The organism is Arthrobacter sp. LjRoot14, assembly GCF_964253905.1.
Classification (GTDB): domain Bacteria; phylum Actinomycetota; class Actinomycetes; order Actinomycetales; family Micrococcaceae; genus Arthrobacter.
On sequence record NZ_CAXURL020000001.1, the window covers coordinates 3,033,653 to 3,060,222 of the forward strand.

The 26,570-nt window shown below is 66.0% G+C and carries 22 protein-coding genes, 1 tRNA gene and 1 pseudogene; 13 read left to right on the forward strand and 11 right to left on the reverse strand.

The genetic code is table 11. From position 1 onward, the window contains the following. Nucleotides 1-74 precede the first annotated feature (74 nt). The 3 genes from ACSQ12_RS13665 to ACSQ12_RS13675 all read left to right on the forward strand — a co-directional run bounded on the left by ACSQ12_RS13665 (nt 75) and on the right by ACSQ12_RS13675 (nt 1,673). Nucleotides 75-147, forward strand: a tRNA-Arg gene (locus ACSQ12_RS13665). A gap of 114 nt (nt 148-261) precedes the next feature. After that, nucleotides 262-1,305 carry a M4 family metallopeptidase gene (locus tag ACSQ12_RS13670; protein WP_209743651.1) on the forward strand — a complete coding sequence of 348 codons (1,044 nt, stop codon included), beginning with the start codon at nt 262-264 and terminating at the stop codon, nt 1,303-1,305. A 65-nt stretch (nt 1,306-1,370) separates the two neighbouring features. Next, complete coding sequence (locus ACSQ12_RS13675) at nt 1,371-1,673, forward strand: protealysin inhibitor emfourin (protein WP_011692471.1); 303 nt, start codon at nt 1,371-1,373, stop codon at nt 1,671-1,673. Nucleotides 1,674-1,714: 41 nt separating this feature from the next. On the opposite strand, the gene ACSQ12_RS13680 is transcribed toward ACSQ12_RS13675, so the two are convergent. Further along, nucleotides 1,715-2,683, reverse strand: coding sequence for a GlxA family transcriptional regulator (locus ACSQ12_RS13680; protein WP_436065743.1), 969 nt, complete (start codon nt 2,681-2,683; stop codon nt 1,715-1,717). A gap of 81 nt (nt 2,684-2,764) precedes the next feature. On the opposite strand from ACSQ12_RS13680, the gene ACSQ12_RS13685 reads away from it, so the two are divergent. Together ACSQ12_RS13685 and hrpA are read left to right on the forward strand one after the other, a co-directional pair. Further along, on the forward strand, nt 2,765-2,932 hold the full coding sequence (locus tag ACSQ12_RS13685) for a hypothetical protein (protein ID WP_209743645.1): 168 nt from the start codon (nt 2,765-2,767) through the stop codon (nt 2,930-2,932). A 144-nt stretch (nt 2,933-3,076) separates the two neighbouring features. After that, on the forward strand, nt 3,077-7,060 hold the full coding sequence (gene hrpA, locus ACSQ12_RS13690; RefSeq protein WP_436065744.1) for an ATP-dependent RNA helicase HrpA: 3,984 nt from the start codon (nt 3,077-3,079) through the stop codon (nt 7,058-7,060). A gap of 40 nt (nt 7,061-7,100) precedes the next feature. Here the strand turns inward: hrpA and ACSQ12_RS13695 are convergent, their stop codons facing one another. Genes ACSQ12_RS13695 through ACSQ12_RS13705 form a run of 3 tightly spaced genes read right to left on the reverse strand, consistent with a single transcriptional unit; the run spans nt 7,101 to nt 9,587 of the window. Next, nucleotides 7,101-7,529: an HIT family protein gene (locus ACSQ12_RS13695; protein WP_209743640.1), complete on the reverse strand. Its 429-nt coding sequence runs from the start codon at nt 7,527-7,529 to the stop codon at nt 7,101-7,103. Continuing rightward, entirely contained in the window at nt 7,526-8,701 is a 1,176-nt protein-coding gene (locus tag ACSQ12_RS13700; protein ID WP_436065745.1) for an NAD(P)-dependent alcohol dehydrogenase, read from the reverse strand. The genes ACSQ12_RS13695 and ACSQ12_RS13700 overlap by 4 nt, the downstream gene beginning before the upstream one ends. Nucleotides 8,702-8,750: 49 nt before the next feature. Then, entirely contained in the window at nt 8,751-9,587 is an 837-nt protein-coding gene (locus ACSQ12_RS13705; RefSeq protein ID WP_436065746.1) for a sulfurtransferase, read from the reverse strand. A 119-nt stretch (nt 9,588-9,706) separates the two neighbouring features. On the opposite strand from ACSQ12_RS13705, the gene ACSQ12_RS13710 reads away from it, so the two are divergent. Next, nucleotides 9,707-10,792, forward strand: a complete 1,086-nt coding sequence (locus tag ACSQ12_RS13710; RefSeq protein ID WP_436067002.1) for a PLP-dependent cysteine synthase family protein — start codon at nt 9,707-9,709, stop codon at nt 10,790-10,792. On the opposite strand, the gene ACSQ12_RS13715 is transcribed toward ACSQ12_RS13710, so the two are convergent. Further along, nucleotides 10,789-11,445 (reverse strand): MBL fold metallo-hydrolase, encoded by a 657-nt coding sequence (locus ACSQ12_RS13715; protein WP_209743636.1) that lies wholly within the window; start codon nt 11,443-11,445, stop codon nt 10,789-10,791. The genes ACSQ12_RS13710 and ACSQ12_RS13715 overlap by 4 nt on opposite strands. A gap of 120 nt (nt 11,446-11,565) precedes the next feature. Here ACSQ12_RS13715 and ACSQ12_RS13720 point away from each other — a divergent pair, with 120 nt between their 5' ends. Then, on the forward strand, nt 11,566-12,030 hold the full coding sequence (locus ACSQ12_RS13720; RefSeq protein WP_209743634.1) for a Fur family transcriptional regulator: 465 nt from the start codon (nt 11,566-11,568) through the stop codon (nt 12,028-12,030). Here the strand turns inward: ACSQ12_RS13720 and ACSQ12_RS13725 are convergent. The 6 genes from ACSQ12_RS13725 to ACSQ12_RS13750 all read right to left on the reverse strand — a co-directional run bounded on the left by ACSQ12_RS13725 (nt 12,027) and on the right by ACSQ12_RS13750 (nt 19,214). After that, nucleotides 12,027-12,914 carry a metal ABC transporter permease gene (locus ACSQ12_RS13725; RefSeq protein WP_436065747.1) on the reverse strand — a complete coding sequence of 296 codons (888 nt, stop codon included), beginning with the start codon at nt 12,912-12,914 and terminating at the stop codon, nt 12,027-12,029. The genes ACSQ12_RS13720 and ACSQ12_RS13725 overlap by 4 nt on opposite strands. Beyond that, a complete protein-coding gene (locus tag ACSQ12_RS13730; protein ID WP_209743630.1) occupies nt 12,915-13,751 on the reverse strand; it encodes a metal ABC transporter ATP-binding protein in 837 nt (278 codons plus the stop codon). 119 nt (nt 13,752-13,870) lie between these two features. Beyond that, a complete protein-coding gene (locus ACSQ12_RS13735) occupies nt 13,871-14,836 on the reverse strand; it encodes a metal ABC transporter solute-binding protein, Zn/Mn family (RefSeq protein WP_209743628.1) in 966 nt (321 codons plus the stop codon). 134 nt (nt 14,837-14,970) lie between these two features. After that, entirely contained in the window at nt 14,971-16,041 is a 1,071-nt protein-coding gene (locus ACSQ12_RS13740; protein ID WP_436065748.1) for a hemolysin family protein, read from the reverse strand. Then, nucleotides 16,038-17,375 (reverse strand): hemolysin family protein, encoded by a 1,338-nt coding sequence (locus ACSQ12_RS13745; protein ID WP_436065749.1) that lies wholly within the window; start codon nt 17,373-17,375, stop codon nt 16,038-16,040. Before ACSQ12_RS13745 ends, ACSQ12_RS13740 begins: the two co-directional genes overlap by 4 nt. A 360-nt stretch (nt 17,376-17,735) precedes the next feature. Further along, nucleotides 17,736-19,214: a GuaB1 family IMP dehydrogenase-related protein gene (locus tag ACSQ12_RS13750; RefSeq protein WP_436065750.1), complete on the reverse strand. Its 1,479-nt coding sequence runs from the start codon at nt 19,212-19,214 to the stop codon at nt 17,736-17,738. Nucleotides 19,215-19,524: 310 nt separating this feature from the next. Between ACSQ12_RS13750 and ACSQ12_RS13755 the strand changes: the two genes are divergently transcribed. The 6 genes and pseudogenes from ACSQ12_RS13755 (at nt 19,525) to ACSQ12_RS13780 (ending at nt 26,522) form a co-directional block, all read left to right on the forward strand. Then, a complete protein-coding gene (locus ACSQ12_RS13755) occupies nt 19,525-23,367 on the forward strand; it encodes a multifunctional oxoglutarate decarboxylase/oxoglutarate dehydrogenase thiamine pyrophosphate-binding subunit/dihydrolipoyllysine-residue succinyltransferase subunit (RefSeq protein ID WP_209743620.1) in 3,843 nt (1,280 codons plus the stop codon). 174 nt (nt 23,368-23,541) lie between these two features. After that, nucleotides 23,542-24,141: a GDSL-type esterase/lipase family protein gene (locus ACSQ12_RS13760; protein WP_209743618.1), complete on the forward strand. Its 600-nt coding sequence runs from the start codon at nt 23,542-23,544 to the stop codon at nt 24,139-24,141. A gap of 73 nt (nt 24,142-24,214) precedes the next feature. After that, nucleotides 24,215-24,776 (forward strand): annotated as a pseudogene (locus ACSQ12_RS13765) (serine hydrolase domain-containing protein). Further along, nucleotides 24,748-24,990, forward strand: coding sequence for a hypothetical protein (locus ACSQ12_RS13770; protein WP_436065751.1), 243 nt, complete (start codon nt 24,748-24,750; stop codon nt 24,988-24,990). Before ACSQ12_RS13765 ends, ACSQ12_RS13770 begins: the two are co-directional and overlap by 29 nt. A gap of 80 nt (nt 24,991-25,070) precedes the next feature. Continuing rightward, a complete protein-coding gene (locus ACSQ12_RS13775) occupies nt 25,071-25,898 on the forward strand; it encodes a DUF4097 family beta strand repeat-containing protein (protein ID WP_436065752.1) in 828 nt (275 codons plus the stop codon). Continuing rightward, nucleotides 25,899-26,522, forward strand: a complete 624-nt coding sequence (locus ACSQ12_RS13780) for a PadR family transcriptional regulator (RefSeq protein ID WP_436065753.1) — start codon at nt 25,899-25,901, stop codon at nt 26,520-26,522. It begins immediately after the preceding gene. Nucleotides 26,523-26,570 lie beyond the last annotated feature (48 nt).

Below are 26,570 nucleotides of genomic sequence, written 5' to 3' on the forward strand. Positions count from 1 at the left end.
CCGATTTTCCTTTGAAGGCCTCCTTCCTGCTAAGCTCTAGGACGTCCCGCCGGAAACGGCAGGAAACCCTGATTGCCCTCGTAGCTCAGGGGATAGAGCGTCTGCCTCCGGAGCAGAAGGTCGTAGGTTCGAATCCTATCGAGGGCACAGACAAACCCCGCCAGCCCAGCTGGCGGGGTTTCCTGCTTAACGCGTGTCCCGCCGCAATGTCGCAACCCCCTCGTAGGCTGTCTTCATCGCCGACGAGTAAAGGGGACATATATGTACTGCTCCATCATCCCGCCCTACCTGCTGCGGCGCCTTGCGGCACAGCATGAACCCCGCATGCACGCGGTGGCCCGGGCGGCGAAGGAAGCCCTGCTCCACATCAGGTCCATCCAGGCCAGCCGCGCGCTTCCGCTGCCGGCGGTCCCGTCCGGCATCCGGCAGCTGAAGCCCGGTCCGCCGAACCGCACCGTGTACGACGCCGGAACCTCCGAGTCCCTTCCCGGTCAGCTGGTCCGGAAGGAGGGTGAACCTGCCACGGGGGACCCCTCGGCGGACGAGGCCTATGACGGCCTGGGCCACACCCACCGGCTTTACGCAGAGGCCTTCGGCCGGAACTCGATCGACGGCCAGGGGCTCGCCCTGGATGCCAGCGTGCACTTTGGCAAGCTCTACGACAACGCCTTCTGGGACGGACACCAGATGGTGTTCGGCGACGGCGACGGCGAAATCTTCCAGCGTTTCACCCGGTCCCTGAGCGTCATCGGCCACGAGCTGGCGCACGGCGTGACGCAGCATTCCGCCGGACTCGTCTACCGGAACCAGGCCGGTGCCATCAACGAATCGCTGTCGGACGTGTTCGGCGCACTTGTGGAACAGTACCTCGCGCAGCAGTCGGCATCGGAGGCCAGCTGGCTCATCGGGGAGAACCTGTTCACCGACAAAGTGCAAGGCTCAGCCCTCAGGTCGTTGAAGGCTCCCGGCACCGCGTACGACGACGACGTGCTTGGCAAGGACCCCCAGCCGGACTCCATGGATTCCTACGTCCGGACCAGTGCGGACAACGGCGGCGTGCACATCAACTCCGGCATCCCCAACCGCGCGTTCTACCTCGTGGCGTCGGCACTTGGCGGCAACGCCTGGGAAACCCCGGGCCGGATTTGGTACGACACCCTTACCGGAGGTTCGCTGCCTGCCAACGCAACGTTCACCAAGTTCGCCAAAGCCACCGCGGCGTCGGCCGCGGAACTGTTCGGCGCCGGTTCCCCGGAACATGACGCCGTCCGGAAGGCGTGGGAAACTGTGAAGGTAAAGCTGTAACTGGGATCGCCGCCGGAGCGGTCAGCCGGCGGCCAGGCAGTACCGGAAGCACAGGAAACCAGGCCATGAAGATCACTGTCCAGCGCAGCGGCGGGATTGCTGCGCTCAAGCGGGTGTGGAGCATCCAGGCCACGACCCCCACGGACAAGAGCCGCTGGGAGCCCCTGGTTGAGGCCTGCCCGTGGGACGCCGTGCCGCGCACGGCCGAGGCCGGCGGCCAGCCGGACCGGTTTATGTATTCGATCAAAGCCGGCCAGCACCGCGCCACCCTCCCGGAACAGGCCGTCACCGGCCCGTGGCGCGTCCTTGTCGACAACACCCGGGCCGCGGCCGAAGCCGCAAGGAACGGCGAGCGCCGTCCGGATTAGCTACGCCCCGCCTTCCCGTGCCCCGTCGTTAGTGCCGGAGGCTAGACGGCCGGTTCGAGGTGGCCGCGGAACGCCCGCCGATACGATTGCGGGCTCGTCGCCAGCACCTTGCCGAAATGGTGCCGGAGCAGCACGGAATGGCCGAACCCGGACTCCCGGGCAATCTCGTCGATGTTGAGCTCCGTTGATTCCAGCAGCTCCTGCGCCCGCAGCACCCGCTGGGAGTTGAGCCAGGCAGCAGGCGTGGCGCCCGTTTCAGCCCGGAAGCGGCGCGCGAAAGTCCGCGGCGACATGTGGACCCGCGCCGCGAGCTCATTGACTGTGTGGTCGTGCTCGAGGTTGCGAACCATCCACTGCAGCAGTTCCTCCATGGGCTGCGACCCGCAGGACGGAATGGGCCGGTCGATGAACTGGGCCTGCCCGCCGTCGCGGTGGGGCGGGACCACCATGTCGCGGGCAATGCTCGCTGCCACGCCGGCTCCGAGTTCCACCCGCACCAGGTGCAGGCAGGCGTCGATGCCCGCCGCGGTCCCGGCGCTGCTGATGATCCGGCCGTCCTGGACGTACAGGACATTCTCGTCCACGAGCGCCGCCGGGTAGCGGCTGGCCAGTTCCCGGGAAAAGTGCCAGTGCGTGGTGCAGCGGCGGCCATCGAGCAGGCCGGCGCGCGCAAGCGCAAAAGCGCCCGAGCAGATGGACATCACCCAGGCTCCGCGCGAATGGGCGGCGCGCAGAGCATCCAGCACCGTTTCCGGGACATCCTGGTCATGGCCGTAAGGAGCCATGATCACCAGGTCCGCATCGGCGGCCGCTTCCAGGCCCAGCTCGACGTGCATGGTCAGCCCGGACTTAAGCCGGACATCACCCGGTTCCGGCGTGCAGACGCGGAATTCGAAGGCCGGCACACCGCTCCCCCGCGCCGACCTGTCGATGCCGAACACCTCGAAGGCAGTCCCGAACTCGAAGATGGAGAAGTTGGGAACCACAATCACTGCCACTGAGTTGAGCATGCTTCCATTGTGGCAGAAATTGTAGCTTTTTGGGCATTTCTGCCACTGTTTTGCCGAACGGAAGAGGAGAAACATGGAGGCATGGAAACCTTCGGAGTTGTACTCATCGTCCTGTTGCTCATCATCCTGCCGGCCACCATCGCCGCGCTCCTTAAAGACGGTCGGGGCCACACACCTCCCGAGCGCTCGGAGCAGGACTGGTCCGCGCTGGACCTGCCAAGCATCAGCTACACCCTGCGGAACTACTGACAGCGGTGACGCCCGGATCCCGTTTCACCCCGGGCAGCGGGCACAACAACCAGGAAGGACCCGGCCCGCCTGTGGGCCGGGTCCTTCGCCGCGGGACAGCAGAACGCAGCAGCCGGCCGCGGCCGCAGTAGACTGTGTCCAGCCATGACTTTTCATATTTCCTACCCCGCCGAGCTGCCGGTTTCCGAGCGCCGCGAGGACCTGATGGCCGCCATTGCGGCAAACCAGGTGACGATCATCGCCGGCGAGACCGGCTCCGGCAAGACCACCCAGATTCCCAAGATGTGCCTGGAACTGGGCCTGGGCGAGAACGGACTGATCGGCCACACCCAGCCGCGCCGCCTTGCTGCCCGGACCGTGGCGGAGCGCATTGCGGAGGAACTCGGCGTCGAGATCGGCCAGGAAGTGGGCTTCCAGGTCCGCTTCACCGGCGAGGTCAGCCGGTCCACCAAGGTCAAGCTCATGACCGACGGCATCCTGCTGGCGGAAATCCAGCGCGACAAGCTGCTGCGCAAGTACAACGCCATCATCATCGACGAGGCCCACGAGCGTAGCCTCAACATCGACTTCATCCTCGGGTACCTCAAGCGGATCCTGCCGCAGCGCCCCGACCTGAAGATCATCATCACCTCCGCCACCATCGACCCGGAACGGTTCGCCAAGCACTTCGGCACCGAGGAGGAGCCCTCCCCGATCATCGAGGTGTCCGGACGGACATTCCCGGTGGAAATCCGTTACCGGCCGCTGTCCCAGCCGGCTGGCGGAGCCGCGCCTGGCGACGAAGAAGACAACACCTCCGACGATGAACTCGAGGAGGACCGTGACCCGCTTGACGCCGTCTGCGACGCCGTCGACGAACTGGCCCTCGAAGCGCCGGGCGACATCCTCATCTTCTTCTCCGGCGAGCGCGAAATCAGAGACGCCGCCGAGGCCCTCAACGCCCGTATCCAGTCGAACCGGCGGCTGGCCGGCACGGAGGTTCTCCCCCTCTTCGCCCGGCTGAGCCTGCAGGAACAGCACAAGGTGTTCCACCCAGGCAGCAAACGGCGGATCGTGCTGGCCACCAACGTCGCTGAAACGTCCCTGACGGTGCCCGGCATCAAGTACGTCGTGGACACCGGCACCGCGCGCATCTCGCGGTACTCGCACCGGACCAAAGTGCAGCGGCTGCCGATCGAACGCGTGTCCCAGGCCTCGGCCAACCAGCGCTCCGGCCGCTGCGGCCGCGTGTCCGACGGCATCGCCATCCGGCTGTACTCGGAGGAAGACTACGAGTCCAGGCCGCAGTTCACCGACCCGGAGATCCTGCGCACCAACCTCGCGGCAGTCATCCTGCAGATGACAGCCATGGGGGTGGCCCGCGGACCCAAGGACGTGGAAAACTTCCCGTTCGTGGAGCCGCCCGATTCACGCGCGATCAACGACGGCGTCACGCTCCTGCGCGAACTCGGCGCCCTGAGCGCCGCCCGTCCGCAGGGTGCCGCAGGGGCTGCGGCTGGCAGGAACGGCGGCGGCGGACTGACCGCCGTCGGGCAAAAACTCGCCCAGCTGCCGGTGGACCCGCGGCTGGGCCGGATGATCGTGGAAGCCGGCAAACGCGGCTGCGTCCGCGAAGTCATGATCCTCGCCGCTGCGCTGACCATCCAGGACCCGCGCGAACGACCGACCGACAAGCAACAGCTCGCCGCGGAAAAGCATGCGCGGTTCCGGGACGAGAACTCGGACTTCACCGGGTTCCTGAACCTCTGGAACTACCTCCAGGAGAAGCAGCAGGAACTGTCCTCCACGCAGTTCCGCCGTTTGTGCCGGACCGAGTTCATCAACTACCTGCGGGTGCGGGAATGGCAGGACCTCTTCGCCCAGCTGCGCCAGCTCGCCCGCCCGCTGGGCATCAGCCTGGACAACAAGCGCCTGGCCGATCCCGTGGGAAACCATGAGGGCATCCATATCAGCCTGCTCTCCGGCCTGCTGAGCCACATCGGTATCCTCGACGAGCGCAAACGCGAATACGCGGGCGCCCGCGGCAGCCGCTTCGCGATCTTCCCCGGCTCAGCACTGTTCAAGAAGTCCCCCACCTTTGTGATGGCCGCCGAACTGGTGGAAACGAGCCGGTTGTGGGCCCGCGTCGCCGCGAAGTTCGATCCGCTCTGGGCCGAACAGGTGGCGCCGGATCTGGTCAAGCGCAGCTACAGTGAGCCGCACTGGTCCAAGAAGATGGGCTCGGTGATGGCCCACGAAAAGGTCACCCTGTATGGAGTGCCCATCATCCCCAGCCGCCGGATCAACTACGGCAAGGTGGATCCGGAGCTGTGCCGGGAACTCTTCATCCGGCATGCCCTCGTCGAGGGCGACTGGCAGACCCACCACAAGTTCTTCCACCGCAACCGTGCCCTGCTTCAGGAGATCGAAGAGCTGGAGGCGCGGATGCGTCGCCGGGACATCCTGGTGGACGACCAGACACTCTTCGAGTTCTACGACGCCCGGATCGGCAAGGACGTGGTGTCCGAGCGGCACTTCGACAAGTGGTGGAAGGAAGCACGCCAGCAGGACCCCGCCCTGCTGGCGTTCGACCAGTCCCTCCTGATCAGCGAGGACGCAGACGCGCTTGATGATTCGGCCTACCCGAAAACCTGGCTGCACAAGGGCTTCGAGCTTCCGCTGAGCTACGAGTTCCATCCGGTGGCGCCCGGCTCGCCGCCCAACCCGTCCGACGGCGTCACCGCCGAGGTTCCGGTGCTCTTCCTGAACCAGCTCGACGACGCCGCCTTCCGCTGGCTCATCCCCGGCCAGCGCGTGGAGCTGGTCACGGCCCTGATCAAGTCGCTTCCCAAGCAGGTGCGGAAGAATTTCGTGCCCGCCCCGGACGTCGCCCGCCAGGCGGTGGCGGCACTGGAGGCGGACTTCGATCCGGCCGCCGACGATCTCGAACCCTCACTGGAACTGGTCCTCCGCCGGATCCGCGGACAGGTCATTCCGCCGGGTTCGTGGAACTGGGGAGCCGTGCCCGCCCACCTCAGGGTGAGCTTCCGCGTGGTTGATTCCCAAGGCAAGGTCCTGGATGAGGGCAAGGACCTTGCGGCACTGCAGGAGCGGCTGGCCCCGGCCACCCGGCGGGCGATCGCCGAATCGCTGGGGGCAACCCCCGTGACGACAGCCCCGAAAGGCCCGAAGGGCGCACAGCGCGGGCAGTCCGCGCAGGCACCGAAGAATGCCGGCACCTTCACACCGTCCCCAAACGGTGCCGTGACACCGGGCTTCGCAGAGAAGTCCGGGCTGACGGACTGGACCTTCGGAACCGTGCAGCGCCAGGTCCAGGGCATGGTGAAAGGGCATACTGTCACCGGCTACCCCGCCCTGGTCGACGAGGGCACGTCCGTTGCACTCCGGCTGTTCCAGACCACCTCCGAACAGGAACAGGCCATGCGCGGCGGCGTCATCCGTCTCCTTGCGCTGAAGGTCCCGGCGCCGGACCGCTACGTCCTGGAACACCTGAACAACACGGAGAAGCTGACTTTCAGCCAGAATCCGCATGGCTCCGTGTCCGCCTTGATCGCGGACTGCGCGCTGGCCGCGATCGACAAGCTAACGCCAGCCGAACTGCCTTGGGACGAGGCGTCCTTCAAGTCACTGTACGAGCAGGTCCGGGCCGAGCTCATCGACACGGTGTTCACGGTCACCGCAGTGGTGGAGCGCATTCTTGCCAGCACGCGCCGGATCGAGAAGCAGCTGAAGGGCACCACAAGCCTGGCACTCATCAGCGCGCTCAACGATGTGAAAAGCCAACTCGAACAGCTCGTCTTCCCCGGCTTTGTGGCACGGACGGGCTACTCACAGCTCAGCCAGCTGCCGCGCTATCTCGCCGCGATCGAGAAGCGGCTGGAGAAGCTGCCCGGCAACGTCCAGCGGGACGCCCTGAGCATGGCAGCCGTCCAGGGGCTGGAAGACGACTACGATGACGCTGTCTCCGCGTTGCTGCCGGGGCGCCGCGCGGGCGCGGAGTTAACACAGGTGCGCTGGATGATTGAGGAACTGCGGGTGAGCCTCTTCGCCGTCGAACTCGGGACGGCCTATTCAGTCTCCGAGAAGCGGATCCGCACGGTGCTGAACAAGGCGCTGGCCCCGGCGTAGCACCCGCAAGGGAGCCACGCCGGTGCCTGCGGCGGAAACGTCAGGCCGTGGGAACGTGGTCTCCGTGGCCCGCCTCGCGGAGCCCTTCCCGGAGCTTTTCGGCGTTGGCGTCCAGCTGCGCGGGGTCCGGGTTGTGGTCCACCGAGCCGAAGTCGTAGTCGGCCATGGAGTTGGACGGCCACACATGGACGTGGAGGTGGTTGACCTCGTACCCGGCCACGATGAGCCCTGCCCGTGCGGCGTCAAAAACATCGACCTGGACAGCACCTATCTTCCGCGCAACTTCCATCACGCGGGCCAGGAGGGCGGGCGGAGCGTCCGTCCAGCGGTCCACTTCCTCCGTCGGAACCACCAGGGTGTGGCCGTCGGCAAGCGGGCCCATGGTCAGGAATGCCACTACGTCCTCGTCCCGCCAGACGAAGCGGCCGGGGATCTCGCCGTTGATGATCTTGGTGAAAACGGTGCTCATGCGTCTGCCTTTTCCGAAGGGGTCCCGAGGGTACTGGTGTCCAGGACAAAACGATACTTGACGTCACCTGCCACCATACGGTCATAGGCCTCGTTCAACTGCTCCGCGCCCACCACCTCGACATCGGAAACGACGCCGTGTTCTGCACAGAAGTCCAGCATCTCCTGGGTCTCGGCGATGCCTCCGATGAGTGAGCCCGCGTAGGCGATCCGGCGCCGGATCAGGGTCCCCGGGTTGACTGGCGGCGTGGCCCCTGAAGGCAGGCCGAGCTGGAAGAGGGCTCCGTCCCGGCGAAGGGTCCGGAAGTAGGGGTTTAGGTCATGCGGTGCCGCCACCGTGTCGATGATGACGTCGATACTACGGTCCGCGGCCGTCATGGACGCTTCGTCGCGGGACAGGATGACGCCGTCAGCGCCCAGCTCACGGGCCGCGGCCACCTTCGACTCCGAAGTGGTGAACACCTTCACCTCGGCACCCATGGCCTTGGCGAGCTTGACGGCCATGTGGCCCAGTCCGCCGAGCCCCACCACCCCCACAACGTCTCCGGCTTCGACGTCAAAGTGCCGCAGCGGGGAATAGGTGGTGATGCCGGCACAGAGGAGCGGTGCGACGGCGGCGGGGTCGAGGTTTTCCGGAACCCGCAGCACATAGCGGCGGTCCACCACCACAGACGTGGCGTAGCCGCCCTGCGTGACGGCGCCGCCGTTGCGGGCATCCACCGCTCCGTAAGTGCCGGTCATGCCGTTTTCGCAGTACTGCTCCAGCCCGTCCAGGCAGCTGTCGCATTCACGGCAGGAATCCACCATGCATCCCACGCCGACGAGGTCGCCCGGCGCGAAGTCTTCCACGGCGATTCCCACGCGGCTGACGCGGCCCACGATTTCGTGGCCCGGCACCAGCGGGTAGTTCTGCGCGCCCCACTCGCCGCGCGTTGCGTGCACGTCCGAATAGCAGAGGCCGCAGAACTCTATGGCGATCTCGACGTCGTCGTCCTTCGGAACCCGGCGGGCGACGGTCAGCGGAACCAGTCCGCTGCCGGCGGCCGTAGCCCCGTAGGCCGCGGCGAGCCGCGGCGGCGTGGGGGATGCAGGTTCAGGCTGGTGTCCGCCTGGCGGCGGGTTGCCGGGGAGCGGCTTGGCGAGGGGCGGTGGTAAGGGGCGTCCGGGAGTCATCCTCCGACGCTACCCCCGCCCCCGGCCGGCGCTCCAATCGGAGTCGGGCTCACGGGGCCGCTCCCGTGGCCACCACGTTGGCGGGGTCATTGGACCATTGCGAAAACGAGCCTGGGTAGAGTGCAGCCGGAAAACCGGCGATTTCCAGTGCGGCTATTTCGTGCGCAGCAGTGACGCCGGAGCCACAGTAGACAGCGGTGGGCACATCCGCCCTGACGCCCAAGGCGGTGAAACGCCCGCGCAGCTCCTCCGGCGGCAGGAAACGTCCGTCGCTTCCAATGTTGCCGGCCGTCGGGGCGCTCACAGCGCCCGGAATGTGCCCTGCCCGCGGATCCACCGGTTCGATCTCGCCGCGGTAGCGTTCGGCCGCCCGCGCGTCCAGCAGGACTCCCCGCCCGGGCCACTGCGCGGCCTGGGCTGCGTCGATAACGGGCATCGCTCCGTCGGTCAGTGTGACATCACCCAGCGAAGCCTGCTCGAGGCCGCCCTCCACGGGGTATCCGGCGGCCCGCCAGGCGGACAGGCCGCCGTCGAGCAGGAAGACGGTGGACACCCCGGCGTTGCGCAGCATCCACCACAGCCTGGCGGCAGCGGTGCTGCCTGTGTCGTCATAGGCCACCACGACGTCGTTGTCCCGGATTCCCCAGCACCGCGCCGATTCCTGGAACTGCTGCAGCGGCGGCAAGGGATGCCTGCCCTGGCCGGGGTCCGCCGGCGCTGCCAGCGCGGTGGGCAGGTCAACGTAGATAGCGCCGGGAATATGCGCCTCAAGATAGTGTTCGCGGCCATGGGGATCGCCCAGCGCCCAGCGCACATCCAGCAGAACGGTGCGCCCGCCGGAGGTCATCCGGTGGTTCAGCGCGGACACGTCCATCAGGGGGTTCATCAAATCTCCTTTAATTCGGATGTCAAACTGTCCGGCCGGCGCACAACGCGGACGGGCAGCCGGTACCCACTGTATCCGTGGACGCCCGCTGTCCCGGGTAGGCTGAATTGGTGAACAAAATGGGCAACCGTGCGGGCAAACAGGACCGGGCGTGGGCGGATGAAGCCGTCCGCAGGATCAACGCCGAGAACAACAGGTCTGCGGACACGCACCTCTACTCCGTTCCGCTTCCGGAGCACTGGGGCGTCCAGCTCTACCTGAAGGACGAGTCCACGCACCGCTCCGGCAGCCTGAAGCACCGGCTGGCGCGCTCACTGTTCCTTTTCGGCCTGGTCAACGGCTGGATCCGGGAGGACACCACCATCGTGGAGGCCTCCAGCGGCAGTACGGCTGTCTCGGAGGCCTACTTCGCCCAGCTCCTTGGCCTGCCGTTCATCGCTGTGATGACCCGCACCACCAGCCCGGAGAAGATTGCCCTCATTGAGCAGTTCGGCGGGTCCTGCCTCCTGGTGGACCATGCCTCTGAGGTGTATTCCGCCGCGGAGGAAGTCGCGCGCACCGCTCGCGGGCACTACATGGACCAGTTCACCTACGCCGAGCGGGCCACGGACTGGCGGGGCAACAACAACATCGCCGAGTCCATCTTCCAGCAGCTGGCCCTCGAAGAGCACCCCGTCCCCCGCTGGATCGTGGTGGGTGCCGGTACCGGCGGAACCAGCGCCACCATCGGCCGCTACCTGCGCTACCACCGCCATGACACGGAGCTCGCGGTCGTGGACCCGGAGAACTCCGCCTTCTACCCCGGCTGGCGGGACGGCGTCGCCGGCTTCAGCACCGGTATGCCGTCCCGCATCGAGGGCATCGGCAGGCCCCGGATGGAACCCAGCTTCGTGCCGGCCGTGATAGACCACATGATCCAGGTCCCCGACGCTGCCTCGGTGGCGGCCATGCGGCACCTGCGGGACCTGGCCGGGCTGCATGCGGGTCCGTCCACCGGAACCAACCTGTGGGGCGTGTGGCAGCTGATCGCCGGAATGGTCGCGGAGGGACGGCGGGGAAGCGTGGTCTCGCTGATGTGCGACGGCGGCGACCGGTACGCCGGGAGTTACTACAACACCGAGTGGCTGGCGGCGCGCGGGTTGGACCCGAGGCCGCACGAGGCCGCCATCAGGGACTTTTTCGACACCGGAACCTGGCGCGCCTAGACCTCCACGGATTCCCCGCTGGAGAGGTGGGCGTACTCGGTGCCGTATTTTGCCCCGAGCCGCTTCACGTGCCCTTCGATCAGGCCGAGGCCGGTTTCATTGAGCAGGGCGTCGTGGATGGGGAATGCCTTGGCGGCGCGGACACCAATGACGAAATCCACCACCTCGCCCACTTTGTTCCAGGGCGCGTGCACCGGGACCAGGAGTGTCCGGACGCCAATGCCGTCCGGAATCACGAACGAGTCCCCGGGGTGGTACACGTTGGAGTCGATCAGGTATCCGATGTTCGCCACCACGGGGATCTGGGGGTGGATCAGGGCGTGCTGGCCGCCGAACGCCTGAACCTCGAAGCCGACGGCGGTGAATGCCTCGCCAGGTTCGACGTCGCTGATCCGCGACTCGGCAAACGGCGCCTCGGACCGCAGTTTTGCCGCCACTCCCGCCGGGGCAAAGACCTGGAGCGAGTCATTGTCCCGCAGCGCTGACACCACGGCCGGTACATCAATGTGGTCGCCGTGCTCGTGGGTGACCAGGACGGCTCCTGCCGCTTCGAGGGCCTGTCCGGTTTCGGAGAACGTGCCGGGATCTATCACCAGCACCTGGCCGTCCTTCTCGAGCCGGACACAGGCGTGGGTGTATTTAGTCAGCTTCATGGAGCCAGCCTAGGGTGGGCCGCGCGGCAGTGTCCACGAACCCGTCCACGAACCTGTCCGTGAACTCCCGGCTGGTAATCTTGGACATTGCCAACACCCCTTAGGGAAGCGAGTCAATCCATGGCCCACGGCGCCAAAGCCGAAGGCACAAAGCTATCCGCACCGGTTTCCGCCGGCGGCCGGGAGCAGCGTGTCACCAAGCAGCGACTGGCGGTGAGCGCCGCCCTGGATGAGCTGGACGACTTCGTCAGCACCCAGGAGCTCTACCGGATGCTGCAGAACCAGGGCACCTCGGTGTCGCTGGCCACTGCCTACCGGATCCTTCAGTCGCTTGCTGACGACGGTCTCGTGGATGTCCTGCGCAACGGCGAGGGCGAGGCCGTCTACCGGAGGTGCGCCGTCACAGGCCACCACCATCACCTGCTGTGCCGCAACTGCGGCAAGGCCGTGGAAGTGGAAGCTCCCGCTGTGGAGACCTGGGCTGCGCGGACCGCCGCGGAGCACGGTTACACCGAAGTGGCCCACACCGTGGAGATTTTCGGGCTGTGCCCGGACTGCACGGCCCGCAAGGCCGCGGCGGGCTAAGAGGTGCCAGCCCCGGCCGGCAGGACGCGTCCGTTGAGGCCGCGCCCGGCCCGTATGCCGCCAATGATCCGGCACACAACGTAGATCAGGAATGACAGGGTGGTCACGTAGGGGCTGATGGGTATCCGGCCGCCGAGGGCCAGCATGATGCCGCCCACGGTGGCGGTCACTGCGAAGGCCACGCTGAGAATCACCACCAGCGGGGGCGATGAGGTTACGCGAAGCGCGGCAGCGGCCGGAGTGATCAGCAGGGCGAGCACAAGGAGTGCCCCTACCACCTGGATGGACAGCGCCACGCTGATTCCCAGCAGCACCATGAACCCGATGCCCAGCGTCCGGACGGGTACGCCGCGGGCTTCCGCCACTTCCGGGTCCACGCTGGCAAATGTGAGCGGACGCCAGATGGCCACCAGCGCGATCATCACTACCAGCGCCGCCGTGGCCAGTACCTGCAGTTGAACCGTATCCACGGACACGATCTGCCCCGTCAGGAGGCCGAACTTGTTGGAGGCCCGCCCCTCGTACAGCGAAAGAAAGAGGATGCCCAGGCCCAGGCCGAACGGCATGATCACGCCAATGATGGAGTTTTTGTCCCGGGCACGGACTCCCATTACGCCCAGGAGCAGCGCCGCGAGCACCGAACCGACGAGGGATCCGAACACGACGTTGGCTCCGATCAGCAGCGCGAAGGCTGCACCTGCAAAGGAAAGCTCGGAGATTCCGTGGACCGCGAAGGCGAGGTCCCGCTTCATCACAAACGTACCCATGAGCCCGCCCAGCAGGCCAAGCAGCGCTCCTGCCCAGATGGAGTTCTGGACCAGGGCCAGGAGCTCGCCGTAGTTGTCAAAATTGAAGATGGAACGCAGGATGCCGTCGAAATCCATCTAGCCCACCTCCCCTGCCACTGAATGTGCGTCCTCGTGGTGGTGGGTGACACCCTCCGGCAGCCCCACGACGATCATCCGGCCGTTGGCCCGGATTACCTCAACCCGGCTGCCGTAAAGCCCGGAGAGCACCTCGGTTGTCATCACCTCTGCGGGCTTGCCCACCCGGAACCGTCCGCCGGCAAGGTAGAGGACGCGGTCCACATAGTCGATGATCGGATTGATCTCGTGCGTGACAAATACGACGGCGCTGTCCTTGCTGCGGCATTGCTCGTTGATCAGTGCGCTGACGGCCTGCTGGTGCTGAAGGTCCAGGGACAGCAGCGGTTCGTCGCACAGCAGGACCCGCGGATCCGAGGCCAGCGACTGGGCGACCCTTAGCCTCTGCTGTTCGCCGCCCGACAGCTGGCCCACCGGGACCTTGGCATAGTCTGCCGCTCCCACGAGGTCCAGCAGCTCGTCGATCCTGCGGTTGGCCTTGGCGGCGCCCAGCCGGAGTCCCCAGCGGTGGCCGTCCACGCCAAGTCCCACGAGGTCCCGGGCACGCAGTGGCGTATCCGGTGCGAAGGATTTCTGCTGCGGAATATAGCCGATCAGCTTACTGCCCCGCTCCACCGGGCGGCCGCCCAGTGTTGCGGTCCCGGAATGGAGGTCCTGCAGGCCCAGCAGGACTTTCAGGAACGTGGTTTTGCCGCTGCCGTTCGGGCCGAGGACCGCAAAGAACTCGCCGGGGTTGATGTCGAGGTCCAGGTCCTCCCACAATGTCCGTTTCCCGAACTTCAGGGTGGCTCCGCGGAGGCTCACTACCGGTTTCAACGTTCTTAATCCTCGATTCATACGGGGCGAAGCGCCCCCACCATCTTAGGACGGGCCGTCCGGGGATGGTTCAACCCGTGCGGTCCGTTGCCGGGGGCGTGATTTCCCCCCGGCGGGACGGCGGGGCCGCGGGGTGACGGCTACTTTTTCAGGGCCTGCGCGATGCTGTCCACGTTACTGCTCATCCACTGCACGTACGTCGTCCCTTCCGGAAGGGTTTCGCTGAAGTCAAGCACGGGGACGCCGGCGGCCTCGGCGGCCTTCCTGAGGGCCTGCGTCTGCGGACCTTCCGTCTGCGTGTTGTACGCCAGGAACTTGATGTCCTTTGATCCTGCCAGCTCCGTGGCTTCCTTGAGGGCAGCGGGCGGCACATCGGCATCTTCCTCGATGGCGGCCGTGTAGTCGGCAGGAGTTTTGTTCACCAGGCCCGCGGCCTCGATCAGGTACAGCGGCACCGGTTCGGTCACCGCAACGGGAGCCTGGGCTGCCGTGGCGGCGAGACCGGCCACCGTTGCGTTCAGCCCGGCGATCTCCTTTTTGAAGGCGGCGGCATTGGCCTGGAAGGTCGTCGCGGACGCCGGCTCCAACGCTGCAAGCTTGGCTTCGACGGCGTCGGCCAGCTTGGTCATGGCATCGAAGCTGTACCAGACGTGCTCATTGAAGGCTCCGTGATCGTGGGCATGCCCGTGGTCGTCGGCCCCGGCCGTGGACCCGGACGCCGGCTCTTCTTCGGGGGCAAGCCCGGAGACTTCGACTGCGCTGATGATGTTGTCGTGGCCCACGTTGCTGTCGTCGGCCAGCTTGTGGATGAAGTCGTCATAGCCGCCGCCGTTTTCAACCACCAGCCGGGCCTTCGAGACCGCAAGCTTGTCCTGCGTGGTGGCCTCATAGGAATGCGGATCCTGGCTGACCTTGCTGATCAGTGCTTTGACGTTCACTTTGTCGCCGCCGATTTCCCGGACGATGTCCCCGTAAACGTTCGTGGAAGTGACAACTTCAATGGTGCCGGACGCCGCAGGCTGGCCGCCCGTCGTCGTACTGCAGGCTGACAGCACCAGGCTCAGGCCGGCAAGGGCGGTGACGGAGAAGACTGCGGAACGGCGCACGGAAGGACCTCGGATCTGGTTGTCTGGACTTGCTACATGAGAATCAGGAGCATTAGCAACAAGACGAGTGTAGCCCTAAATAGGAATCATTCCTATTTAGGGCTACCGCGTCCGGTTGCGCCCTCCGCTGACTCCTAGTCGCCGTTCCGCTGGCCAAGCCGGCGGATTCCCTTCGCCTGGGTGGCATCACGGATCTCACCCACGAGCTGTTCGATAACGTCTTCCAGGAACAGCACACCCCTGGTCTTACCGTCCGGTCCGATGACGCGCGCCAGGTGCGAGCCCGTGCGTTGCATCACGGACATCGCCTTCTCGATCTCGTCATCCATGGACAGGTTCGCCAGGGACCTGATCCGGCTTTCGGCAATCGGATGCTCATATCCGGCTTCCGGGATGGACAGCACATCCTTGATGTGAAGGTAGCCCGAAAGCATGCCGTCCTCGTCCATCATCGGGAACCGGGAGAACCCCGTACGGCTGACGGCTTTTTCGAACTCAACCGGCGTGGTGGGCGACTGCATCATGACCAGCTTGTCCAGCGGAACCATGACCCGGGACGCCGTGTGCTCGGAGAATTCCAGTGCGCCGGTGATGAGGCCGGCGTCGTCATCCACGAGTCCGTGCCGGGTGGACTCCTGCACGATGGACTGGACCTCCTCCAAGGTGAACGAGGAGTTGACCTCGTCCTTGGGCTCGATCCGCAGCAGGCGCAGGATGTGGTTGGCAGACCAGTTGAGGGCCACGATCACCGGGTTCACGAGGCGTGCGATGAACATCAGCGGCGGCGCCAGCAGCAGTGCCGCCTTGTCCGCGACGGATACCGAAATGTTCTTGGGCACCATCTCGCCGAACGTCACGTGCAGGAAGGTCACCGCGAGGAGTGCCACGGCGAAGGCCACGACGTCCGCGAGTTCCGTCGGCACACCCACGGCTTCCAGCGGCACGGCCATCAGGTGGTGGATGGCCGGCTCAGCCACCTGCAGGATCAGCAGGGAGCAGACCGTGATGCCCAGCTGGGCGCACGCGAGCATGAGGGACACGCTTTCCATGGCCCGCAACGTGGTCTGAGCCCGCAGGGACCCCGCTTCAGCCAGCGGCTCGATCTGGCTCCGCCGGGCGGACATCACCGCGAACTCCGCGGCCACGAAGAACGCGTTCCCGATCAGCAGGAGCACCAGCCAGAGAATTCCTACCCAGTCGCTCATGCCGTGCCTCCCTGGCCGGCCGCGTGTTCTTCGCCGAGGACGGGAACAGGCTTGAAGCAGATCCGGTCGATCCGGCGCCCGTCCATCCGGGTCACACTCAGGGTGCCCCCGCCGACGTCCACGGTGTCCCCGACTGCGGCGATCCGGCCGAGCTGGCTCATGACATAGCCGCCCACGGTTTCATAGGCGGACTCATCAGGAACCGTCAATCCGGGGATCTGTTCGGACAGTTCGTCCGGACGCAGCAGGCCGGGGAAGTACCAGTCCCCCGAGGCGCTCTGGAGCAGTCCCGGCCGCACCTTGTCATGTTCATCGGCGACTTCCCCGACGATTTCCTCCACGAGGTCCTCAAGCGTGGCGATGCCGGCCGTGCCGCCGTATTCATCCAGCACCACGGCCAGCTGCATGTTTCCTTCGCGGAGTTCTGCCAGCAGTCCATCCAGGTGGATGGTCTCGGGAACCCTCAGGACGTCCGTCATGATGGCTCCGGCCTCAAGGTTGGCGCGCCGGTCCGAAGGGACGGCGATCGCCTTTTTCACGTGCACCAGGCCCCGGATGTCGTCGGCGGACTCACCGATGACCGGGAAGCGTGAATAGCCTGTCCGCCGGGCGGCGTCGATGATGTCCGACACGGGCTGCGCGGCGCCGATGGTTTCCAGCCGGATCCTGGGCGTCATGACGTCGGCGGCGGTCCGGCCGGAGAACTTCAGCGTCCGGGCAATGAAGTTTGCTGTTCCGGGGTCAAGCGTTCCCATGGCGGCGGAACGGCGCACCAGGGATGCCAGTTCGGCCGGTGTCCGGGCACCGGAGATCTCCTCCTTGGCTTCGAGTCCAAAGACATTCAGCACCTTGTTGGAGAAGCCGTTCAACACGATGATCGCCGGCTTGAAGACGGCGGTGAACACCAGCTGCGGCCGGGCGACGGCCTTGCCGATCGGCAAGGACAGCGCAATGGCCATGTTCTTGGGCACGAGCTCGCCGATCAGCATGGACAGCAGGGTGGCAATGGTCATGGCCATCACGAGGGAGACCGAAGCAGCTGCCGCTTCCGGAACGCCGGCCACGGTCAGCGGCCCTTCCAGCAGCTTGCCTACGGACGGCTCCATGACATAGCCGGTCAGCAGGGTGGTCAGCGTGATTCCGAGCTGGCAGCTGGACAGCTGGGTGGACAGCGATTTCAGGCACTTGAGCAGCGGTACGGCCGCGGCGTCGCCGCTGTCTACGGCCCGCTGGACAGTGGCCTGGTCAAGGGCAACGAGTGAGAACTCCACGGCGACGAAGAAGCCCGTACCGAGGATGAGCAGGATGCCTGCTCCCAGGAGAAGCCATTCCATCAGCGGCTTGCCTCCGGCCGTCCCGGGAACGGTATCCGTTTCCGGGAGCCGGCAGGCGCCGGGTACGGAGCTACCCGGGGGAAGACGGTGTTGCCGCGAAGGCGGGCCGGCGGAGGATGGTCGGCCGGTGCCGACCCTGTTTCCTGGAAGGCTGCGGCACGGACTGCTGCAGAGTGATGGGCGCGTGAACGGGGTTTGCCGGCTCTGTGGGTGGGCTGCGGGAAGCTGGTGTTCATGCTCCGCTGACAGCGCCCAGGCCGGCACCTAGATTTACTGTCCATAAGAATTTCAGTCTACAGGAGCAGCCACAGCGCACAGGAGCGGTTCTGCAGGGACTAACCGCTCCCCTGCGCGCATCCGTCACCAGCTCTGCGGAACGGGACGGCCCTCCTCGTAGCCGGCAGCCGACTGGATTCCCGCCACGGCGCGCTCGCGGAAACCGGCGAGGTCCGCGGCGCCGGCGTAGCTCATCGAACTGCGCAGCCCTGCAGTAATCGTGTCCACGAGATCCTCCACCCCCGGACGGGCGGGGTCCAGGTACATGCGTGACGTGGAGATGCCTTCTTCGAAGAGTGCCTTGCGGTCTTTTTCGAAAGCGCCCTCCCGCTGGTTCCGGTTCTGCACGGCCCTGGCCGATGCCATGCCGAAGCTCTCCTTATAAAGGCGTCCGTTCGCGTCCGTCTGCAGGTCCCCCGGGCTTTCATGGGTCCCCGCGAACCACGAACCGATCATCACCTGGCTGGCACCGGCCGCCAGTGCCAGGGCCACATCCCGCGGATACCGTACGCCGCCGTCGGCCCAGATCCGCCCGCCGGCGTCGCGCGCAGCAGCCGCGCACTCCAGCACGGCGGACAGCTGGGGGCGGCCCACCGCCGTCATCATGCGCGTGGTGCACATGGCCCCCGGTCCGACGCCCACCTTGACGATGTCCGCCCCGGCGTCGATCAGCTCCCGGGTGGCATCCGCCGTGACGACGTTGCCGGCCACAATCGGAACGGCGGGGTCAAGGCTCCGGACGGCCGCCAGGGCGTCGAACATCTTCTGCTGGTGCCCGTGCGCGGTATCGATCACCAGGACATCAACGCCGGCGGCGAGCAGTTCCGCTGCCCGGCCGGCCACGTCACCGTTAATTCCGACGGCGGCAGCCACCTTGAGCTTCCCCGCCGCGTCCAGCAGCGGACGGTAGATGGTGGACCGCAGGGCACCCTTGCGGGTGAGGACTCCCGCGAGGGAGCCGCCGAGCTGGACGGGCGCAAAGTCCGTCCCCGCGGCGTCCATGGCCTCGAAGGCATTTCGCAGCGAAGCGTCACGGCCGCCCACGGCCGCGTCCCCCGCGACCGGCCCGGCGCCGAAGGCGGAGGCATCCAGCACCAGAGCCTGGCGCATGACCGACGCCAGCGAGGCAAAGCGGTCCTGCCCCTCGCAGTCCGCGGCGCGGACCACGCCGGCAACATTCCCGGCGTCGTCCATGACAGCCACTGCTCCATGGGGCCGTTTGCCCATCAGATGGAGGGCGTCGATGACGGTTTCCGAGGCCAGCAGGCTCACCGGTGTTTCGAAGACGGTATGGCGCGACTTGATCCAGGCAGTGACGTCGCGGAGCACATCGAGCGGAACATCCTGCGGAAGGACGGCCAGTCCCCCGCGGCGCGCCATGGTCTCGGCCATGCGCTTTCCGGTCACGGCCGTCATGTTCGCCACCACCAGCGGAATGGAGGCGCCGGTGCCGTCGTCCGCCGCCAGGTCAACATCCAGCCGCGAGGTGACGTCGGAACGCGAGGGCACCAGGAAGGCGTCCGAGTAGGTCAGGTCGGTGGACGGTTCACTCAAAAAACGCACGGCTGCTCCTCGTCGAAAATGGTGTTCCCAGTGCGAGTCTAGGCGAGAGCGCGGTCCCCGGCGGGACGGCGCCGGGAGCAGCGCCACGGACGTCTCCCAAGGCGGCTCCGGGGGCAGCTCCGGGGGCCGATTTGCCCAATAGTTTCGCCGCTACATGATTTGGGTCACCCTTATTGGCAGTTAACCGAGGATCGTCACTAGACTGGCAAAGGTCTGGGTTCACAGGACGCAGAGAACTGGTTCGATTGTTGTGCTGAGGCACCGAAGGCGACCAGAGGGAAATCAAACTCATGGAAGAGGCGTATTTCAAGTGCCAGAGCAGCCTAGCCACCGTCTACCAGAGGAATTTGGCGGAAACGAGTGGCTCGTTGACGAACTGTACGAGCGTTACCAGCAGGACAAGAACACGGTAGATGCCAAGTGGTGGCCCCTGTTCGAATCCTTCGACGCCGGTGACAGCTCGTCTTCCAACGGGACCTCGGGCGCACCGGCTCCCGCAGACCCCGCAACCCGCGAACTTCCAGTTGTAGCTCCCGCTCCGGCGGCACCGGCACCGTCGCCGGCAGCACCGGCGAAACCCGCAGCGGCTGCAGCTGCACAGCCGGCTTCCCCCCAGACCGCTTCCGCCCAGCCGCAGGCAGCTCCGGCTGCAGCACCGGCGAAGAAAGCACCTGCAACTGTAGCCCGCGACGGCGCAAAGAAGCCCGAATCCGCAGGCACGCCGCCCATCCCGGCCCAGCTGCCCAAGAACATCAAGGCCCCCACCGCTCCGGAAGAGGACGTCGTCTCCGTCCTCCGCGGACCGGCAAAGGCCATCGCTTCCAACATGGTCACCAGCCTGGAAGTTCCCACGGCAACCAGCGTCCGCGCCATTCCGGCCAAGCTGCTGATCGACAACCGCGTGGTCATCAACTCCAACCTGGCCCGCGCCCGCGGCGGCAAGGTTTCCTTCACGCACCTGATCGGCTATGCCGTCATCCGCGCCCTGTCCCAGTTCCCCTCCATGAACGTCTACTACGACGAAGTGGACGGCAAGCCCGTTGCGGTCCAGCCCGCCCACGTGAACTTCGGCATCGCCATCGACATGCCCAAGCCGGACGGCACCCGCCTGCTGATGGTGCCGAACATCAAGAAGGCGGAGACCCTCAACTTCTCCGAGTTCTGGCACACCTACGAGGACCTGATCAAGCGCGCCCGCAACGGCAAGCTGACCGCCGATGACCACTCCGGCACCACGGTTTCGCTCACCAACCCGGGCGGCATCGGCACCGTACACTCCGTGCCCCGCCTCTCCAAGGGCCAGGCCGCCATCATCGGCGTCGGCGCGCTGGATTACCCGGCCGAGTTCCAGGGCGCCAGCGAGAAAATCATCGCGCAGAACGCCATCAGCAAGGTCCTCACGCTGACGTCCACGTACGACCACCGCGTCATCCAGGGCGCCGGCAGCGGCGAGTTCCTGAAGCTCGTGCACCAGCTCCTGTTGGGTGCGCAGAACTTCTATGACGAAATCTTCGAGGCCCTGCGCATCCCCTACGAGCCCGTGCGCTGGAGCCCCGACCTGCAGGTCGACCCGGCCGACCAGATCAACAAGGTCGCCCGGATCCAGCAGCTGATCCACTCCTACCGCGTCCGCGGCCACCTCATGGCGGACACGGATCCGCTGGAATACGTCCAGCGGAAGCACCCGGACCTCGATGTCCTCACCTACGGCCTGACCCTGTGGGACCTTGACCGCGAGTGGCCCACCGGCGGCTTCGGCGGCAAGCCCATGCTTGCGTTCCGCGACATCCTCGGCGTGCTCCGTGACGCTTATTGCCGCACCACCGGCATCGAATACATGCACATCCAGGACCCGGCCGAGCGCAAGTGGTTCCAGGACCAGCTGGAGCACGAGTACTCCAAGCCGAGCCGCGAAGAGCAGCTGCGCATTGTGTCCAAGCTCAATGCCGCGGAAGCCTTCGAAACCTTCCTGCAGACCAAGTTCGTGGGGCAGAAGCGGTTCTCGCTGGAGGGCGGCGAATCGCTGATCCCGTTGTTGGACGCCATCATCTCCGATGCAGCCGACGACGATCTCGACGAAGTGGCCATCGGCATGGCCCACCGCGGCCGCCTGAACGTGCTCACCAACATCGCCGGCAAGACCTATGCACAGGTCTTCCGCGAATTCGAGGGCACCCAGGACCCGCGCTCCGTGCAGGGCTCCGGCGACGTCAAGTACCACCTCGGCACCGAGGGCACCTTCACCTCGGACAGCGGCAAGGAGACCAAGGTCTACCTGGCCGCCAACCCCTCGCACCTCGAGGCCGTGGACTCGGTCCTTGAAGGAATTGTCCGCGCCAAGCAGGACCGTCTGGACCAGGGCGAGGCCTTCCCCGTGCTGCCCATCATGGTGCACGGCGACGCGGCCTTCGCGGGCCAGGGCGTGGTGGCGGAAACGCTCAACCTCTCCCAGCTGCGCGGTTACCGCACCGGCGGTACCATCCACGTGGTGGTCAACAACCAGGTTGGTTTCACCACTGCTCCGTCCTCGTCGCGTTCCTCCACCTACTCCACGGACGTCGCCAAGATGATCCAGGCTCCGGTGTTCCACGTGAACGGTGACGACCCGGAGGCCGTGGTCCGCATCGGCCAGCTCGCTTACGAGTTCCGCCAGCGCTTCCACAAGGACGTTGTCATCGACATGGTCTGCTACCGGCGCCGCGGGCACAACGAGGGCGACGATCCCTCGATGACCCAGCCGCTGATGTACAACCTGATCGAAGCCAAGCGCTCGGTCCGCAAGCTGTACACGGAGTCCCTGATCGGCCGCGGGGACATCACCGAGGAAGAAGCCGAGCAGCTGCTCCGCGACTACCAGGAACGGCTGGAGCGGGTCTTCGCCGAGACCCATGCAGCCCAGACCTCACCGATCCCGATCATCACGGCGGATTCCGCCGCAGTGTCCGACATCGAGCGGCCCAGCGCCCAGCAGTCCGATTTCGGCATCAACGCTCCGGCGTCCACCGCGATCTCCGCGGAGACCCTGGCGCGTATCGGCAAGGCCCACATCGAGATCCCCGAAGGCTTCACGGTCCACGCCAAGCTCAAGCAGCTGCTGGAGAAGCGCGAACAGATGTCCCGCGAAGGCGGCATCGACTGGGGCTTCGGCGAGATCGCAGCCTTTGGCTCGCTGATCATGGAAGGCGTTCCGGTCCGGCTCGCCGGCCAGGATTCCCGCCGCGGAACCTTCGTGCAACGCCACGCAGTGTTCCACGACCGCGCCAACGGCAACGAATGGCTGCCCCTGGGCAACCTCTCCGACGACCAGGCCAAACTGTGGATCTACGACTCCCTGCTGTCCGAATACGCTGCGATGGGCTTCGAATACGGCTACTCCGTGGAGCGCCCCGATGCCCTGGTGCTGTGGGAAGCGCAGTTCGGTGACTTCGTCAACGGCGCGCAGACCATCATCGATGAGTTCATCTCCTCGGCCGAGCAAAAGTGGGGCCAGCGTTCCTCGCTGGTGCTCATGCTGCCCCACGGTTATGAAGGCCAGGGCCCGGACCACTCGTCCGCACGGATCGAGCGCTTCCTGCAGCTGTGTGCCGAAGAGAACATGATCGTGGCCAACCCCACGACGTCGGCTTCGCACTTCCACCTGCTGCGCCGCCAGGCGTACAGCCGGCCGCGCAAGCCGCTCATCATCTTCACGCCCAAGCAGCTGCTCCGCCTGAAGGCTGCGGCCTCTTCGGTGGAGGACTTCACCACCGGCGCGTTCAAGCCCGTCATCGGCGAGCACGAACAGCTGCAGGCAGACGCCGTCGAGCGTGTGCTGCTGGTGTCCGGCCGCCTGTACTACGATCTCCTGTCCACACGGCAGAAGACCGGCGACAAGACGACGGCGATCGTCCGCGTCGAGCAGCTCTACCCGCTGCCCGCCGCTGAAATCGCTGCCGAGCTCGCCAAGTACCCCAACGCCGAAGTGGTGTGGGCACAGGACGAACCGGCCAACCAGGGCCCGTGGCCGTTCATGGGCCTGAACCTGCCCGAGGCACTGGACCGCCGGGTGAAGCTGGTTTCCCGTCCGGCTTCGGCGTCCACGGCAGCCGGTTCCATGAAGCGGCACGCTGCGGAGCAGGATACCCTCCTCAAGCAGGCGTTTGCTCGGAAGTAGCTTGAACGCTGCCCGGTCGGAACTCGAAATACACGACTCCGGCCGGGCAGCGCTGCTTAATGGAAGCGGCAGCGCTGCTGAGCGGACGCTGCCGCCGCCAGCTGCCGGAGTTGGCCAGGAACCCGTTTCCATGGAACGCTGAAATTTGTTGCACATTGAGGTTAAGAGGTAGTCGTGGAAGACAGGAAGCTGCGGATTGCGGCTGTTGGGGATGAGCTGTTGGCCGGCCTGGGTGACCCCCGGGCGCTTGGCTGGCTGGGCCGTGTGCTGGCCCGCACCCCGCAGGACGGCATCACCCTTGAGTGCTACGCCCTCCCCTGCCCGCAGGAAGGCACCGAGGGCCTGGCCGCCCGCTGGCTGGACGAGGCCGGGCGGCGTTTTGGCAACAATCACGAAAACCGCCTGGTGATCGGACTGAGCGGACGGGACGTCGAATTCGGCCTTTCCACAGCCCGCAGCCGCCTGAACCTTGCCAACATCCTGGACTCCGCCTCCCAGAACAAAATCGAGGTCTTTGTGGTGGGTCCGCCGCCGTCGCTGGACCCCTCGCAGAACCGCCGCCTTGGGGAACTGAATACGGCCTTCGCGGATGTCACCACGCGGCGCAAGCACCTGTATGTGGATACCTTCTCCCCGTTGCTCAACCACGAACAGTGGCGCCAGGACCTGGCCGCCAACGGCGGAACGCCGGGACAGGCCGGCTACGGGCTGATGGCGTGGCTTGTGTTGCACCGCGGCTGGTTCCAATGGCTCGGCATGGCCGTCCCGGAGTAATACCGGCGGTACTGCACGTGCTGCGGAGTGCTTGACACCCAAGCGCCGCCCGTGACCCAATGACGTGCGAAGCGTGGGCGGCGACGATCCCGTAACACCGGCGGACCATGTCCGGATCGGCTCCATCACGAAGACCTGGACCACCACCGTCATTCTCCAGTTGGTCCAGGAAGGGAAGATCAAGCTCAACGACCCGGTGGCCGCCTACCGTCCGGATGTGCCGGGCGTGGTCCACGGATGAACTGCTCGCCGCGGCATTCCGCCATCCGCCATACTTCGCTCCCGGCGGGGGTCTCCACTATTCCAACACCAGCACGGTGCTGCTCGGCCTGATCGCGGAAGCCCTGGACGGCAAACCGATTGCCGCCTCGTTCCGCGACAGGCTGTTCACCCCCCTCGGACTCACCGCATCCGTGATTCCGGAACAGGCGTCCAACGCAATTCCGGCACCGGATCCGCAGGGGTACATGTACGGGAACAACGTGCTGACCCTTGATGATCCGGCCCTCCCCGGGGACATGCAGAAGGCTGCAGCCGATGGCACCCTGAAGCCCGTAGACCAGACAGCCATGAAAACCTCGTGGGCCCGAACTGCAGAAGCTGCGGATGGAAAGCCCCCGGCCGGTGAAGGCTGACGACCCGGGCGACGCACTCTATGGGCTGGGGATCGCGAAGTTCGGCCAGCTGTTCGGGCGCACCGGTGAACTGCCCGGTTTCAACAGTTTCGCGGGCCACGATCCGGCGAACAACGTCACCCTCGTTGCCTGGACCAACCTGGCCCCGACGCCGGACGGCCGGGACCCCGCCACCACCATTGCCCGCGCCCTCATCGGAAAGATCTACCGGTAGGCGCATTCGTCTATTGCTTTTGCCCAAGACGCGATATATCGTCTAACCATATTCACGATATATCGCAACTTGGAGGAACTGTGGACGAGAGAGCCTGGACCGTCACCGGTCCGCAGACCATCGACGTCGACGGAGTGAGGTCACTCAAGCTCGGAATCATCCGCGGACGGTTCGACGTGGTGATCCACGCCGAGGACGTCACGCGGATCGAAGTGTCCGACATCCACGGGGACCCGCTGGCCGTCTCCCTGACGAACGGGAGGCTTGAGGTGCGCCACCAGCTGCACGGCGCGCAGGGCTGGTTCAAGAACCTCATGGGCACCGTCAACAACAACAGCACCAACTCCGTGGTCATCAGCATCGCGCTGCCGGCCGGAGTGGAAGTGGAAGCGGGCACCGTCAGCGGCGACGGCCTGGTCTCGGGCATCAGCGGCCATACGAAGCTCAATACCGTCTCGGGATCCGTCATGGCGGACAAGACCGCCGGCGAACTCCATGTCAACACCGTTAGCGGCGAAGTCATCGCCCGGAACCACGACGGCGTCCTCACCGCCAAGAGCGTCTCCGGCGAAGTGACAGCGTCCGGCCGGTTCAGCAACATCCGCGCAAACACGGTCAGCGGCGACATGAGCTTTGACCTCCAGGGATTCACGCACGACTTCGGAGCCAACTCCGTCTCGGGCGACCTGACTATCCGGCTGCCCCACGACGTCGGCGTGGACATCGTGGCCAAATCCGCCAGCGGCGCCGTGGTCATCGACGACCAGAGGTACATCCAGCCCAGCGGCAAGATCCAGACCATCGCCGGCCCTGACGCGCAGCTGATGATCGTCCGGACCAACTCCGTCTCCGGAAAGACCTCGATCATCCACAGCAAGTCGCCCGCGGACGCCGAAACGGAGGCCTAGATGCCTCCCGTCTTCGCCCATGGAGCGCTTCGCCTCTATCTGCTCTCCCTTCTGGAGTCCGGTCCCAAGCACGGCTACGAACTCATCAAAGCGCTCAGTGAGCGCTTTGGCGGGACCTACTCCCCCAGCGCGGGCACCATCTATCCGCGGCTCGGCAAGTTGGAAGAAGAGGGGCTCGTGGCCACGGAGGCCGCGGGGCGCCGCACCAACTACCGCATCACCCCGGCCGGGCTGGTGGAGCTCAACCGGCGCAGGGATGAACTCGCCGGCGTCGAGAATGACATCTCCGATTCCGTACGCCGGCTGGCCGACAATCTCCGGGAGGACATCCGGGCCAACATGCGCGGGCTCCGGGCCGATCTTGCCGCCACCGCAGAAGCCGCCAGGTCGGCTGAACGTTCCGCAGCCTTCCCCGACCGCGGAAGCCGGCATACGCCCGAAGGCGACCGGACGCTGAAGGAAGCGGAAATGCTGATCCAGGCATTCAGGGACGACCTCCGGGTTGAGCTTCGGGTCCAGGCCGGCGCAGCACCCATCAGCGGCGTCACACTCGAAACGATCCGGATGGTCCTCGACCAGGCCCGCATTTCCATCCGCAACTCCCTGAACGCCGACAGTCACTAAGCGGGCCTGGTTCGCGGGCCGTCGCGTGATGTGGGAGACTTGAGGGCA

Excerpts from the sequence above, each read along its gene's own strand:
- ACSQ12_RS13670 (WP_209743651.1), top strand. The coding sequence starts at position 262 with ATGTACTGCTCCATCATCCCGCCCTACCTGCTGCGGCGCCTTGCGGCA.
- ACSQ12_RS13675 (WP_011692471.1), top strand. The coding sequence starts at position 1,371 with ATGAAGATCACTGTCCAGCGCAGCGGCGGGATTGCTGCGCTCAAGCGG.
- ACSQ12_RS13680 (WP_436065743.1), bottom strand. The coding sequence starts at position 2,683 with ATGCTCAACTCAGTGGCAGTGATTGTGGTTCCCAACTTCTCCATCTTC.
- ACSQ12_RS13685 (WP_209743645.1), top strand. The coding sequence starts at position 2,765 with ATGGAAACCTTCGGAGTTGTACTCATCGTCCTGTTGCTCATCATCCTG.
- hrpA (WP_436065744.1), top strand. The coding sequence starts at position 3,077 with ATGACTTTTCATATTTCCTACCCCGCCGAGCTGCCGGTTTCCGAGCGC.
- ACSQ12_RS13695 (WP_209743640.1), bottom strand. The coding sequence starts at position 7,529 with ATGAGCACCGTTTTCACCAAGATCATCAACGGCGAGATCCCCGGCCGC.
- ACSQ12_RS13700 (WP_436065745.1), bottom strand. The coding sequence starts at position 8,701 with ATGACTCCCGGACGCCCCTTACCACCGCCCCTCGCCAAGCCGCTCCCC.
- ACSQ12_RS13705 (WP_436065746.1), bottom strand. The coding sequence starts at position 9,587 with ATGAACCCCCTGATGGACGTGTCCGCGCTGAACCACCGGATGACCTCC.
- ACSQ12_RS13710 (WP_436067002.1), top strand. The coding sequence starts at position 9,707 with ATGGGCAACCGTGCGGGCAAACAGGACCGGGCGTGGGCGGATGAAGCC.
- ACSQ12_RS13715 (WP_209743636.1), bottom strand. The coding sequence starts at position 11,445 with ATGAAGCTGACTAAATACACCCACGCCTGTGTCCGGCTCGAGAAGGAC.
- ACSQ12_RS13720 (WP_209743634.1), top strand. The coding sequence starts at position 11,566 with ATGGCCCACGGCGCCAAAGCCGAAGGCACAAAGCTATCCGCACCGGTT.
- ACSQ12_RS13725 (WP_436065747.1), bottom strand. The coding sequence starts at position 12,914 with ATGGATTTCGACGGCATCCTGCGTTCCATCTTCAATTTTGACAACTAC.
- ACSQ12_RS13730 (WP_209743630.1), bottom strand. The coding sequence starts at position 13,751 with ATGAATCGAGGATTAAGAACGTTGAAACCGGTAGTGAGCCTCCGCGGA.
- ACSQ12_RS13740 (WP_436065748.1), bottom strand. The coding sequence starts at position 16,041 with ATGAGCGACTGGGTAGGAATTCTCTGGCTGGTGCTCCTGCTGATCGGG.
- ACSQ12_RS13745 (WP_436065749.1), bottom strand. The coding sequence starts at position 17,375 with ATGGAATGGCTTCTCCTGGGAGCAGGCATCCTGCTCATCCTCGGTACG.
- ACSQ12_RS13770 (WP_436065751.1), top strand. The coding sequence starts at position 24,748 with ATGGAAAGCCCCCGGCCGGTGAAGGCTGACGACCCGGGCGACGCACTC.
- ACSQ12_RS13780 (WP_436065753.1), top strand. The coding sequence starts at position 25,899 with ATGCCTCCCGTCTTCGCCCATGGAGCGCTTCGCCTCTATCTGCTCTCC.